The sequence below is a fragment of the Frankia sp. RB5 genome (assembly GCF_059816245.1).
The window spans coordinates 45,266-57,882 of the sequence record NZ_JCBATA010000052.1 but is presented as its reverse complement, the minus strand read 5'-3'; the positions used below and the strand labels follow the sequence as shown (position 1 = coordinate 57,882).

Below are 12,617 nucleotides of genomic sequence, written 5' to 3'. Positions count from 1 at the left end.
CCCCCCCCCCCCCCCCCCCCCCCCCCCCCCCCCCCCCCCCCCCCCCCCCCCCCCCCCCCCCCCCCCCCCCCCCCCACAGCCCCCCCCCCCCCCCCCCCACACCACGCTAGCAGACCCTCTTCCCCTCCCCGCCGCTCTTCCGATCTCGCGGCGGCGGCGGCCGCCGCCGCGGGGGCGGGCTGGGCGATCCGGCCCCGCCGGCCGCTGATCGCGCACGACGCGCTCGACGAGGTCATCGTGAGCGGTTCGCTGTGCCTGCTGGCCTGGTCCGGCGTCCTGGCCGGCCTCGGCGGTGCCGACGCGGGCGCCCACCCCGGCGCCGGGGCGGCCCGGCAGCTGGTCGCCGCCGCGCATCCCGTCGCCGTGCTGGTGCTGGCCCTCGCGGTCCTGCACGTCACGGGCTTTCGCCAGCCGGCCGACCTGCCCGCGGTCGTCGCCGCCGGCGCCGGGCTCGTATCCCTCGCGTTCGCCGGCCTCTGGTACGGCCGGATCGACTGGTCCGGCCCGGCCGGCGAGGGCGTCGCGCGGGCGGTCGGGCCGATGGCGGCGCCGGCCGCGGTGATGGGCGCGCTCCTGGTCGCCGCGGCCGCCCAGTGGGCCGGCAAGGCGGACGAGGATGCCGCGCCGGAGCGCGACCAGCGGCGCGCGGACCTCGCCGAGTGGGCCCGCGCCTGCGCCCCCCACCTCGCCGCCACGGCGGTGGCCGCCCTGCTGCTCGGCCGCTGCGGGCGCGCCGGCGCGCTGGATCCGGTCGAGATCGCGGCCGGGGTGGCGCTGGTGACCGCGATGCTCGCGCGCCAGATGGTCACGCTGCGGACCGGCCAGCGGCTCGTGACGGCGCTGGGGGAGGCCGAGCGCGAGGTACGGCACTGGGTCACCCACGATCCGCTCACCGAGCTCGCCAACCGGGGTCTTTTCCACCAGCGGCTGACCGACGCGCTGACGGCCAGCCGACGGGACGGACGCGACGTCGCCGTCCTGTACTGCGACCTCGACGACTTCCGCGTCATCAACGACAGCCTCGGCCACGCCGCCGGCGACCACCTCCTGCGCGCCGTCGGCCAGCGGCTGCGGCACTGCGTGCGCACGTCGGACACGGTCGCCCGGCTGGGCGCCGACGAGTTCGCCGTCCTGCTCGACGGCGGGCGGGAGCTGCCCGAGCAGGTGGCCGAGCGGGTGCTCGTCGCCCTGCGCCAGCCGGTGGCGGTCGGCGGCCACCACTGGCCCGTGCGCGCCAGCGTCGGGCTGGTCGTGGCCGGGCGGACCCAGGAGACGACCGAGGCCCTGCTGCGCCGCGCCGACACCGCGCTGCACGCGGCGAAGCAGACGGGCAAGAACCGGCTGGTCGTCTACCGGCCCGGCCTGAGCGCGACGCCCGGCGCCCAGCTCGTGGCGGGGACCCATCTCGCGGACGCGCTGGCGACGGCGCTGCGCCGCGGCGGCTGGTCGGCCGGCTTCGCCGTGCACTACCAGCCCATCGTGCGCCTTCGGGACCGCCGGCCGGTCGCCCTGGAGGCCCTCGCGCGGTGGACGGCCCCCGGGCGCGGGCCGGTGCCCCCCGGCACCTTCGTCGCCGCCGCCGAGAACAGCGGAATCGTCGGCACCCTCGACGACATGATCCTCAGTCAGGCCTGCGCGGAGATCGCGGTGGCCTACCCCGATCCGGGGCTTCGCCTGCACGTCAACGTGTCCGCGAGCCGGGTCGCGGACACGACCCTGCTGGACAGCGTGGCGCGGGCGCTGGCCGCGAGCCGGTTCGACCCGTCCCGCCTCGTCGTCGAGGTCACCGAGACCAGCCGGATCAGCGACCTGCACGGCGCGCGGGAGGTGCTCGAGGAGGTCCGCGCGCTGGGCGTCGCCGTCGCCCTCGACGACGTCGGTGCCGGCCACAGCACGCTGGCAGCCCTGCACCTGCTGCCGGTGGACGTGGTCAAGCTCGATCGGACCCTGCTCGAACCACCGCGGGAGGGCGGCCGGGTCGCCGCCATGCGCCGCTGGATGATCAGCATGGCGCACGACCTGGGCGCGGTGGTCGTCGCGGAGGGGATCGAGCAGGAGGGCCAGGTGGCCGAACTGGAGGAGCTCGGCTGCGAACTCGGCCAGGGGTACCACTTCGCGCGACCCGGGCCGCTGCCGGCGCCGCTGGTCGCGCGGTGGGCCGCGACGGAGGAGGAGGAGAGCGGTCCGGCGGCCCCGGGCGCGCAGGGCGAGGGCGCCGCCGGCCGGCGGATCGGGATGGCGGGCCGGTGGCCGCGAGCCGCCGGGCCGTCCGCCGCCGCGATCTGAGCCCGCACCCCGGCGGTCGGTCCGGTCAGTCCCGTCAGTCCCGTCGGTCTGGTCAGTCCCGTCGGTCCGGTCAGTCCGGCGTGGCGCCGTCGAGCGCGGCCGCGGTGGCGCTGCCCACGCCGAGCAGGCGGGCACGGTCGAGGTCCTCCACCGTGTCGACGTCGTGGCGCAGGCCGGGCACGGTGGCGCCCAGCGGGCCGGTGATGTCGACCGCGCCGGAGCGCCGGTGCGCCTCGCGGCTACGCGGCCCGAAGGACGGGTCCAGCGCGGCGCCCGCCGTGGCGGTGAGCAGGACGGTGCCGGTGCCGGCCGCGTCGGCGAGGACCGCGCGCGGATGCCTGCCGGCCTCGGCCAGCGCGCGGGCCAGCTCCTGCGTGCGCAGCGCCGGCAGATCGGCGGACAGCGCGGCCAGCGGGCGCCCCGGCCAGCGCTCGCCCGCCACCGTCGCGCCGTGCGCCAGCGCCGGATTGAGACCCTCGTCCGGCACGTCGGGCAGGACGACGAGCCGGGCCCGCACGGCCGGCGTCAGGGCTCGCTGGACCGCCGGTTCGTTGGTGATCACCATGACGACGGCCACCAGCTCACTCGCGGTGGTGAGCACGGCCGTGACGGTGTCGAGCGCCATGGCGAGCGCGAGCCGGCCACGGTCCGGACGCAGCAGCCGGGACTTCGCCCGCGCCAGGTTCTTCAGCGGCAGCAGCACCGTCCACGGCGCCTGACCCGGGGGGAATGACACGAACGCGACCATAGGCCATGGCGAGGCCGTTGCAGGCGTGCTGGACGGTCCTGGGGTGGGTGGCCGGGTTGGTCCTGAACGTATCGTCGGCGTCGTCAGGAGATCGCCGAGGGTGCGTCACGCGTCGCCCGGGCGCGTTCCCGGCGTCACGGCCGTGGCGATGTGCCTGGTGAGCGGCGCATCCATCGTCCTGCCCCGCGGGGCGGCGGTTACGGTCGACGGAGGGGCCGCGGCGCCCGGATCGCGGCGCCGGTCCCGCGAGGACCGACCGAAGGGAATGATCATCTTCATGACCGCCCGTGCCCGGAGGACCGCCGCGTGAGGCGGGTGGCGGTGCTCGCCGCCGGGTCCTGGGGCACCGTCTTCGCCAAGGTGCTCGCGGATGCCGGCGCCCGGGTCGACCTCGTCGCCAGGGACGCCGATGTCGTCAGGGCGATCAACGACCGGCACGTCAACCCGCGTTACCTGCCGTCGGTCCGTCTCCCGGACCAGGTCCGGGCGACCGTCGACCCGGCGCGGGCGCTCGCGCGCGCCCAGCTGGTCGTGCTGGCGGTGCCGTCGCAGGCGCTGCGGTCGGTGCTCGCCCCCTGGGCGGCGCTCGCCGCGCCCGACGCCATCTGGGTCAGCCTGATGAAGGGCGTCGAGGCGGCGAGCCGGCAGCGGATGAGCGAGGTCATCGCGGAGGTGGCCGGCGTCGACCGGGCGCGCATCGCGGTGGTCAGCGGGCCGAATCTGGCTCACGAGATCGCCGCCGAGCATCCGGCCGCGACCGTGGTGGCGAGCCCGTCGCCGCACACCGCGCGGGTCGTCCAGGCTGCCTGCTGGACGCCGTACTTCCGGCCCTACACCAACGCCGACGTGACCGGATGCGAGCTCGGGGGCGCGGTGAAGAACGTCATCGCGCTGGCCGCCGGCATGCTCGAGGGCATGGGGTTCGGGACGAACAGCCAGGCGTCCCTCATCACCCGCGGGCTGGCGGAGACCGTGCGCCTCGGCGTCGCGCTCGGCGCCGATCCGATGACCTTCGCGGGCCTCGCCGGTCTCGGTGACCTGGTGGCGACCTGCGGGTCGCCGCTGTCGCGCAACCGGACGTTCGGGGAGAAGCTCGGCCGGGGCCTCACCCTCGCCCAGGTGGAGGCCGAGCAGCGGCAGGTGGCCGAGGGGGTCCGGTCCTGCCGGCCGCTGCTCGCCATGGCCGAGCGGCACGGTGTGTCGATGCCGATCACCCGGCAGGTGGAGCGGGTCCTCTACGAGGGTCTGCCGCCGATGGAGGCGGTCAAGGACCTGATGAGCCGCGAGCCGGGGCCGGAGTACCGGCCGGTGTCCCAACCCACCGGGGCAGGCTCCTAGGGTCGCCCCGGTACTTAGCCCACCGGGGCGGGCTCGACCCGTGCCCCGATCGAGCGCAGCTTGCCGACCGGATCCTCGTAGCCGCGCTCCAGGAACCGGGTGCCGCGGATCACGCTGGTGCCCTCGGCCACCAGCGCCGCGAGCACGTAGGCGAAGCCGGCCCGCAGATCCGGGATCGCCAGGTCCCCGCCGGTCAGCGGCGTCGGCCCGCTCACGACCGCCGAGTGCTCGAAGTCGCGGGCGGCGAACCGGCAGGACTTCCCGCCCAGGCACAGCGTTGACAGGGCGATGTCCGCGCCCATCTCGGCGAGCTGGCGGGTGTAGCCGAACCGGTCCTCATAGATCGTCTCGTGCACGACCGAGGCGCCGCGCGCCTGGGTGAGCAGCACCACGAGCGGCTGCTGCCAGTCGGTCATGAAGCCGGGGTGCACGTCGGTCTGGACGTGCGCGGCGGTCAGCGGGCGGGACCGGAAGAACGTCATGCCCCGGGGCGTCACCTCGAACTCGCCGCCGAGGCGGCGCAGGTGGTTCAGGAACGTCATCAGATGCTCCTGGCGGGCGCCGACCACCTCCACCCGGCCGCCGGTGGCGACGGCGGCGGCCGCGAAGGAGGCGACCTCGATGCGGTCGTGGATCGGCGCGTGGGTGGCGCCCCGCAGATGGTCCACGCCCTGGACGACGATCGTCCGGTCCGCCTCGACGTCGACGAGCGCGCCCATCTGCTGCAGGAACAGGATGAGGTCGACGACCTCCGGCTCGACGGCGGCGTTCGAGATCACCGTGGTCCCCTGTGCCCGGACGGCGGCGAGCAGCAGGTTCTCCGTGGCGCCGACGCTCGGGAAGGGCAGCGCGACGTGGGTGCCCCTCAGCCCGAGCGTCTTCACCTGGACGGACCGCAGCTGCTCGACGATCTCCGCGCCCATCGCCCGCAGGCCCGCGAGGTGGAAGTCCACCGGGCGCTTGCCGATCCGGCAGCCACCGGGCAGCGGAATGACCGCCTCGCCGACGCGGTGCAACAGCGGGCCCATCATCAGGATCGGGATCCGGTTCACCCCGGAGTAGGCCTCGGACAGCGAGGCCTCGACGATCCGTTCGGTCGTCAGCCGGACGGTGTGGTCGTCCAGCCACTCGACGTGGGTGCCGAGCTCGGCCAGCATGCCCAGCACGACGTCGACCTCGGCGATGCGCGGCACCCGGGTCAGGGTGCACGGCTGCGGGGTCAGCAGCGTCGCGACCAGCAGCTTCGTGACCGAGTTCTTGGCGCCGGAGGCCTCGACCGAGCCGTGCAGCGGCTCGCCGCCCTCGATCCGGTACCACCGGTGGTCCGTGCCGCCCGGCGTCGTCGCTGCAGCGTTGGTCGCCCCCACGGGCTACCTCCCATGGCGATGGTGCGGATGCATCAGGTCACATGTGGCGGGCCGATTGAACCAGAAGTGCTAGCGGCGCGCGGGGCCGGACCGGCGGCGGCTACCTGCGGTGACGATAGCCGTGGTCCACCGGCCCGATGCCCGCGCCGAGGGGGAACCCGGCCGCCAGCGCGCCGCTGACGTAGTCCTTCGCGGCCTTCGCCGCCTGCTCCGGCGTGTCGCCCCAGGCGAGTCGGGAGGCGAGGGCGGAGGCCAGGGTGCAGCCGGTGCCATGGGTGTGCCGCCGGTCCAGGCGGGGACCGCGCAGCAGGAACCGCGAGGTGCCGTCGGTCAGCAGATCGACCGCGTCGCCGCGAAGATGCCCACCCTTGACGAGCACCCAGGCCGGGCCCAGCGCGAGCAGCGCCTCGGCGGCGCGCGGCAGGTCCGCGGCGTCGTGGACCTCGACGCCGGTCAGCAGCCGGACCTCGTCCAGGTTCGGTGTCACCACCGTCGCGCGGGGCAGCAGCTCGCGGCGCACGACGTCGACCGCGTCCGGGGCCAGCAGCGGGTCGCCGTGCTTCGAGACGCCCACCGGATCGACGACGACCGGTGCCCGGGTCCGGTCCAGCTCCCCGGCGACGAGCGCGACGAGCGCGGCCGAGGAAAGCATGCCGGTCTTGACCACGTCGACCCCGATGTCGTCGACGACCGCGCGGATCTGCCCGCGCACCGCCTCGGCCGGTAGATCCCACACGCCGTGGACGCCGACGGAGTTCTGCGCCGTCACGGCGACGATCGCGCTCATCCCGTGCACGCCGAACTCGAGCATCGTCTTCAGATCGGCCTGGATGCCCGCGCCGCCGCCCGAGTCCGAGCCGGCGATGGTCAGGGCGCGCGGCGGGGCACCGGCCGGTTCGTGGCAGGTCATCACGTGTCTCTCCGGTCTTCACAATCCGTAGCTGTGATCGTGGCTGCCATCACAATCGGGTACGAGAACGGGCCGTCGGGCCCCAGGATTGGGGACCGGACGAGCGCGCGGTGGTCGTCAATCGACCACCGCCGGCCGAGTCGAGGAAATTCCTCGGCCGCGGAGGCTCTCATCCGGCCCGTTTGCCTGTTACCTTCTGTCGGCCCGTAGTTCTGCTCGACGGGCTGTCGACGTCCGACGAGGGAGCGTCTGTGGTCCACGCGTACATCCTTATCCAGACCGAGGTCGGCAAGTCCGCGTCGGTTGCCAAGGAGATCGAGCAGATCCCCGGGGTCACCCAGGCCGAGGACGTGACCGGCCCCTACGACGTCATCGTGCGTGCCGAGGCGCCCACGGTGGACGATCTCGGCAAGATGGTCATGTCCAGGGTGCAGTCGGTCGACGGCATCACCCGGACACTGACCTGCCCCGTCGTCCATTTCTGACGGTCTGGTCCCGACCGGCGGCGATCGGCGTGATCGGGGCATCACGGTGCCAACCGGCGCCCACGACCGGCGGGGGCGAGCGACCGTCCGGGTGGGGGCGGTCCTCGCTCTGGCGGCGGGCGTCCTGCTCGCCGCCTGTGGCGGTCCCGGTCCGGTCCGGCTCACCGACGTCGCGGTGCCGGCGCCGTCGCAGCGGGCGTCGTGCGCCGCGCTCATCCAGGCGCTGCCCGCCTCGCTCGGCGACGGTCTCGACCGGCGCCGGCTCGACCCGCCGCAGACCAGCGCGGCCGCGTTCGGGCGCGGGCCGGTCGTCGTGTCCTGCGGGGCGGCCGGCGTCCCGGCCAGCTACCGGCCTGACTCCAGGCTGTCCGTGATCGACGACGTCGGCTGGTTCTCGGAGAAGGTGGGCGACGGCATGCGGTTCTCGACGCCGACCCGCTCGCCGCACATCGTGCTCACCATGCCCGCCGCCGCTCTGGAGGACGCGCAGCCCTTCGACGTGCTCGTCGGGGTGGCGGCCGCCGTGCGGGCGCACAGCCGGTCGACGACGGCCTGACGGCCTCGTCCCGCCATCCACGGCCTCGTCCCGGCCGCGTGGGCGGTGTCAGCGCAGCCCGGCGCCGTCGCGCAGGGCCAGGCGCACCAGCCGGTCGACCAGCGCCGGGTAGTCGACGCCGCTCGCCGCCCACATGCGCGGGAACATCGACATCGGGGTGAAGCCGGGCATCGTGTTCACCTCGTTGACGACGACCTCGTCCGCCGGGGTCAGGAACACGTCGACCCGGGCCAGGCCCGCGCAGTCGAGCGCCTCGAACGCGGTGACCGCCACCCGCTGGACGCGGTCGAGCGCCGCCGGGGACAGCCGGGCCGGCACGTCGAAGCGGGTCTGGTCGGAGGCGTACTTCGCGTCGAAGTCGTAGAAACCGCTCGGCGACGAGACGATGATCTCCGCGGGCAGGCTCGCCTGCGGGGAGGTGCCGTCGAGCCGCCCGAGCACGCCGCACTCGATCTCGCGGCCGACGACCGCCGCCTCGATCAGAACTTTGGGATCGCTCGCCCGCGCGGCCTTCACCGCGGTGTCGAGGTCGGCCCAGGCGTCCACGCGGCTGATGCCGATGCTGGAGCCGCCGCGGGCCGGTTTGACGAACACGGGCAGTCCGAGCCGCTCCTGGTCCGCCTCGGACAGGCTCTGGCCGGCACGGAGCACGGCGTACGGCCCGACGGGCAGGCCGGCGGCCCGCAGCAGCGACTTCATGTGCTGCTTGTCCATCGCGGCGGCGCTGGCGAACACGCCGGAACCCACATAGGGCAGACCGGCCATCTCGAGCAGCCCCTGCACGGTGCCGTCCTCACCGAACGGGCCGTGCAGCAGGGGGAACACGACGTCCACGTCACCAATCGAGTCCCGCACGGACGACGCGGCGTCCCGCGGGGCGAGGCGACGGCCTGTCGGGTCGGGCGCGAGGACGATCCGCTGCCCGGCCGACGCCTGAACCGACGGCAGCCCGTCACCCCGCGGGGTGAGGGCGTCGGCGTCGTCGGGTAGCAGGAGCCAGCGACCGTCCTGGTCGATGCCGATCGGGAGGACGTCGTAGGCGTCGCGATCAAGAGCACGCAGCACACTGCTGGCGGACACGCAGGAGATCGCGTGCTCGGTGCTGCGGCCGCCGAACAGGAGGCCGAGCCGGATCCGACCGGGGGTTCCTGCCATGCCGGAGGATGCTGCCATGCCGGGACCCTAACGGATGGGCCGGGGCCTCCGGCAGGGCTTCGCGCGGGACGGCGTCAGCCGCGGGTGACCTTGCCGGCCTTGAGGCAGGAGGTGCAGACGTTCATCCGACGCCGCGCGCCACCCACCACGCCGCGCACGGTCTGGATGTTGGGGTTCCAGCGACGGCGAGTGCGTCGGTGGGAGTGGGAGACCGACATACCGAAGCCCGGCCCCTTGCCGCAGACGTCGCACACCGAAGACACGAGAGACACTCCGTCGAAGTAGTAAGTCGAAGTAGTAGCTGGTCGCCCGCGAGCGTGTACTCATCCCGAAAGCGATGGTCGGGAGAACCCGCGTGGCGGAAACCATGCCGAGCGTACCTCAGCCGCCGTGCCACCGGATGGGCCGATGTGGTCCCGACCGTGGGGCGTGCGGTGATCGGGCCCGGAGAACGTCGGTGGGGCGGTGCAGTATCTGGAGTGTGGTCGACCTCGACACGCCCCTGACGACGCTGCTCGGCGCACGTGCCGCCGGCCTGCTGGCGGACGGCCTCGACCTGCGCCTGGTCGGCGACCTCCTCGGGCATCTGCCCCGCCGCTACCACGAACGCGGCGAGCTGACCGACCTCGCGGACCTGGTCGTCGGCGAGACCGTCACCGTCCAGGCCCGGGTGGAGAGGATCGAGCGGCGGCCGATGCGCGACCGGCGCCGGTCGATGCTGAAGGTGACGGTGACGGACGGCCGCCAGTCGCTGCCGCTCACCTTCTTCAACCAGACCTGGCGGGAGCGTGATCTGCGTCCCGGGACGACCGCCCTGTTCGCCGGGAAGGTCGACGAGTACCGCGGCCGCTGGCAGCTCACCAACCCCGAGGTCCAGCTCCTGGAGACGGACGCGGACGGCGACGATGCGGGGCAGGGGTTCGCGAACGCGCTGGTGCCGATCTATCCGGCCGCCGCGAAGGTGCCGAGCTGGACACTGGCGCGCTGCGTGCGCCTGGCGCTGGACTCGCTGGACCCCCTCGACGATCCGCTGCCGGGCCGGCTGCGCGCGCAGCACCGCCTGCCGGCGCTCGCGGACGCCTTCCGGCTGGTGCACCAGCCGGCCTCGAGGGCCGAGGCCGCCCGCGGCCGCAAGCGCCTGACCTGGGACGAGGCGCTGGTGCTCCAGGTGGCGCTCGCGCGGCGCCGCCGCGAGGTGCAGGCGCAGGCCACCACCGCGCGGGTCGCCGGTCCGGACGGCCTGCTCGCCGCCTTCGACGCCGCGCTGCCCTTCCCGCTCACCGCGGGCCAGCGCGAGGTCGGCGCCGCCATCGCCGCGGACATGGCCCGCCCGGTGCCGATGCATCGGCTGCTGCAGGGGGAGGTCGGCTCGGGCAAGACGGTCGTGGCCCTGCGTGCGATGCTCGCCGTGGTGGACGCGGGCGGTCAGGCGGTGCTGCTGGCGCCGACCGAGACCCTCGCGGCGCAGCATCACCGCAGCCTGCGGGAGATGCTGGGCGACCTGGCCCGCCCGGGGGAGCTCGGGGGAGACCCGCGCGCCACGGGAGTGGTCCTCGTCACGGGCTCGATGGGTGCCCGGGCGCGGCGCGAGGCGTTGGCATCCCTCGCGAGCGCAGCGGCAGGCCTGGTCGTGGGCACCCACGCGCTGCTGCACGAGGACGTCGTCTTCGCCGACCTCGGCCTGATCATCGTCGACGAGCAGCACCGCTTCGGCGTCGAGCAGCGCGACGCGCTGCGCGCTCGTGGCCGGCGCCCGCCGCATCTGCTGGTCATGACCGCGACCCCGATCCCGCGCACGGTCGCCATGACCGTCTTCGGTGATCTGGAGGTCTCCGAGCTCACCGAACTGCCGGCCGGGCGCGCCCCGGTGTCGACGTACGTGGTCCCGGCCGCCGTGCGGTCGTGGACCGATCGCATGTGGGGGCGGATCCGCGACGAGGTCGCCGCCGGTCGCCAGGCCTACGTGGTCTGCCCGCGGATCGGCGGCGAGGGCGCGGACGACGACGACCCGGCCGCGGCCGCGGACCTGGCGGACGGGGCGGACGCGCGCGGGGCGCACCCGGCGGCCACCGTGGTCGAGGTGCTGCCGAGGCTCGCCGAGGGAGAGCTCGCGGGCCTGCGGGTCGAGTCGCTGCACGGCCGGCTGGCGCCGGCGCGGCGGGAGACCGTGATGAACGACTTCGCCGCCGGAAAGACCGACGTCCTGGTGGCGACCACCGTCATCGAGGTCGGGGTGAACGTCCCGAACGCCACGGTGATGGTCGTGCTGGACGCGGATCGTTTCGGGGTGTCCCAGCTGCACCAGCTCCGCGGCCGGGTGGGTCGCGGCACCGCCGCGGGCTGGTGCCTGCTGTACACGGCGGTCGACGAGGAGACCCCGGCCTGGCAACGGCTGGGCGCCGTCGCGGCGACCCGGGACGGGGCACAGCTCTCCCGGCTGGACCTGGAGCAGCGGCGGGAGGGCGACGTCCTGGGGGCGGCCCAGTCCGGGGGGCGCCGGTCGCTGCGGCTGCTGGCGCTGCTGCGGGACGAGGACCTCATCCGCCAGGCCCGGGTCGAGGCGGTCCGGATCGTCGAGGAGGATCCGGAGCTGACCGCTCATCCCGCTTTGCGGCGCCTGCTCGATGCCATGCTCGACGACACGAGCGCGGCCTTTCTGGAGAAGGGATGACCGACGTTCGATGACGCGCATCGTCGCCGGTAGTGCCGGCGGGCGACAACTGGTCGTTCCGCCGGGCAGGGCCACGCGCCCGACCTCCGACCGGGCCCGCGAGGGCCTTTTCAACAGTCTCGCCACCCTGGTGGATCTCGACGGCGCCCGCGTCGCCGATCTCTACGCGGGCTCCGGCGCGGTCGGGCTCGAGGCGCTGTCCCGGGGCGCGTCGCATGTGCTGCTGGTCGACCGCGATCCGGCGGCGATCCGCGCGCTGCGCCGGAACGTGACCATGCTGGGACTGCCGGGAGCGGAGATCCTCCAGTCGCCGGTAACGCGTGTGGTGCAGCACACGTCGGGGAATCCCTACGACGTGGTTTTCCTCGATCCGCCCTATGCGATGAGCGATGCCGAGGTCGGCGAGGTGCTGTCAATGCTCGCCGCCGGCGCGTGGCTGACTGCGGACGGTGTCTGTGTCGTCGAAAGGTCCCATCGATCGAGTCCGGTTGCATGGCCAGCTGGGTTGCGCGCTCTCCGTGACCGGAGGTACGGAGAGGGTGTCCTCTGGTACGGTATTCGATCATGAGGAGGGCAGCCTGTCCCGGTTCATTTGATCCGATCACCAACGGTCATCTCGACATCGTCATCAGGGCGAGCAAACTCTTTGATGAGGTCGTGGTCGCCGTCTCGATCAACAAGAACAAGGCGACCTTGTTCGCCATCGACGAGCGGATCGAGCTCATTCGGCAGGCGTTGCGAGATCATCCCGCTGCGCCGACAAATGTCGTGGTCGATTCGTCGCATGGGCTCGTCGTAGATTTCTGCCGTTCCCGAGGAATTCAGTCCATCGTCAAGGGGCTGCGGGCGGTGAGTGATTTCGACTACGAGCTGCAGATGGCCCAGATGAACAACTCGCTCGCTGGTGTGGAGACGCTCTTCATGAGCACGAATCCGCAATATGCTTTTCTGTCGTCGAGTCTGGTCAAGGAGGTCGCCCGCTACGGCGGTGACGTCTCCGGGCTCGTCCCCGACGTCGTGCTGAAGGCGCTGCGCGACCGCGGCGGCCAGTAGGGCGGGCGTGGCGGGGCCACGGCGGGCGGGTGCCGGCGGGGAGCGCGC

General features: G+C 73.9%; 12 protein-coding genes. 7 read left to right on the top strand and 5 right to left on the bottom strand.

Annotated features, from left to right (window positions below; all coding sequences use genetic code 11):
- Nucleotides 1–237 precede the first annotated feature (237 nt).
- On the top strand, nucleotides 238–2,286 hold the full coding sequence (locus AC6EXY_RS24060; protein ID WP_499842412.1) for a putative bifunctional diguanylate cyclase/phosphodiesterase: 2,049 nt from the start codon (nucleotides 238–240) through the stop codon (nucleotides 2,284–2,286).
- Nucleotides 2,287–2,356: 70 nt separating this feature from the next.
- On the opposite strand, the gene cofC is transcribed toward AC6EXY_RS24060, so the two are convergent.
- Nucleotides 2,357–3,022 (bottom strand): 2-phospho-L-lactate guanylyltransferase, encoded by a 666-nt coding sequence (gene cofC / locus AC6EXY_RS24055; RefSeq protein WP_243407088.1) that lies wholly within the window; start codon nucleotides 3,020–3,022, stop codon nucleotides 2,357–2,359.
- A 318-nt stretch (nucleotides 3,023–3,340) separates the two neighbouring features.
- Here cofC and AC6EXY_RS24050 point away from each other — a divergent pair, with 318 nt between their 5' ends.
- The gene (locus AC6EXY_RS24050; protein WP_207770114.1) at nucleotides 3,341–4,372 is read left to right on the top strand and encodes an NAD(P)H-dependent glycerol-3-phosphate dehydrogenase; all 1,032 of its coding nucleotides are present in this window, start codon (nucleotides 3,341–3,343) and stop codon (nucleotides 4,370–4,372) included.
- A 14-nt stretch (nucleotides 4,373–4,386) separates the two neighbouring features.
- Here the strand turns inward: AC6EXY_RS24050 and murA are convergent, their stop codons facing one another.
- Both murA and thiD read right to left on the bottom strand, forming a co-directional pair.
- A complete protein-coding gene (murA, locus tag AC6EXY_RS24045) occupies nucleotides 4,387–5,739 on the bottom strand; it encodes a UDP-N-acetylglucosamine 1-carboxyvinyltransferase (RefSeq protein ID WP_101829858.1) in 1,353 nt (450 codons plus the stop codon).
- 100 nt (nucleotides 5,740–5,839) lie between these two features.
- Entirely contained in the window at nucleotides 5,840–6,649 is an 810-nt protein-coding gene (gene thiD / locus AC6EXY_RS24040; protein WP_101829859.1) for a bifunctional hydroxymethylpyrimidine kinase/phosphomethylpyrimidine kinase, read from the bottom strand.
- 251 nt (nucleotides 6,650–6,900) lie between these two features.
- On the opposite strand from thiD, the gene AC6EXY_RS24035 reads away from it, so the two are divergent.
- Together AC6EXY_RS24035 and AC6EXY_RS24030 are read left to right on the top strand one after the other, a co-directional pair.
- Nucleotides 6,901–7,134, top strand: a complete 234-nt coding sequence (locus tag AC6EXY_RS24035) for an Lrp/AsnC family transcriptional regulator (RefSeq protein ID WP_009742309.1) — start codon at nucleotides 6,901–6,903, stop codon at nucleotides 7,132–7,134.
- A 91-nt stretch (nucleotides 7,135–7,225) separates the two neighbouring features.
- Nucleotides 7,226–7,690, top strand: coding sequence for a DUF3515 family protein (locus AC6EXY_RS24030; RefSeq protein ID WP_101829860.1), 465 nt, complete (start codon nucleotides 7,226–7,228; stop codon nucleotides 7,688–7,690).
- A 48-nt stretch (nucleotides 7,691–7,738) separates the two neighbouring features.
- On the opposite strand, the gene AC6EXY_RS24025 is transcribed toward AC6EXY_RS24030, so the two are convergent.
- On the bottom strand, nucleotides 7,739–8,845 hold the full coding sequence (locus AC6EXY_RS24025) for a D-alanine--D-alanine ligase family protein (RefSeq protein ID WP_499818178.1): 1,107 nt from the start codon (nucleotides 8,843–8,845) through the stop codon (nucleotides 7,739–7,741).
- 74 nt (nucleotides 8,846–8,919) lie between these two features.
- Complete coding sequence (gene rpmB / locus AC6EXY_RS24020; protein WP_101829862.1) at nucleotides 8,920–9,108, bottom strand: 50S ribosomal protein L28; 189 nt, start codon at nucleotides 9,106–9,108, stop codon at nucleotides 8,920–8,922.
- 218 nt (nucleotides 9,109–9,326) lie between these two features.
- Between rpmB and recG the strand changes: the two genes are divergently transcribed.
- The 3 genes from recG to coaD are packed head-to-tail and all read left to right on the top strand — an operon-like array spanning nucleotide 9,327 to nucleotide 12,569.
- On the top strand, nucleotides 9,327–11,516 hold the full coding sequence (gene recG, locus AC6EXY_RS24015; protein ID WP_101829863.1) for an ATP-dependent DNA helicase RecG: 2,190 nt from the start codon (nucleotides 9,327–9,329) through the stop codon (nucleotides 11,514–11,516).
- A gap of 10 nt (nucleotides 11,517–11,526) precedes the next feature.
- Nucleotides 11,527–12,084, top strand: a complete 558-nt coding sequence (gene rsmD, locus AC6EXY_RS24010; protein WP_101829864.1) for a 16S rRNA (guanine(966)-N(2))-methyltransferase RsmD — start codon at nucleotides 11,527–11,529, stop codon at nucleotides 12,082–12,084.
- Nucleotides 12,081–12,569: a pantetheine-phosphate adenylyltransferase gene (gene coaD, locus AC6EXY_RS24005; protein ID WP_101829865.1), complete on the top strand. Its 489-nt coding sequence runs from the start codon at nucleotides 12,081–12,083 to the stop codon at nucleotides 12,567–12,569. Before rsmD ends, coaD begins: the two co-directional genes overlap by 4 nt.
- The last annotated feature ends 48 nt before the right edge of the window (nucleotides 12,570–12,617 follow it).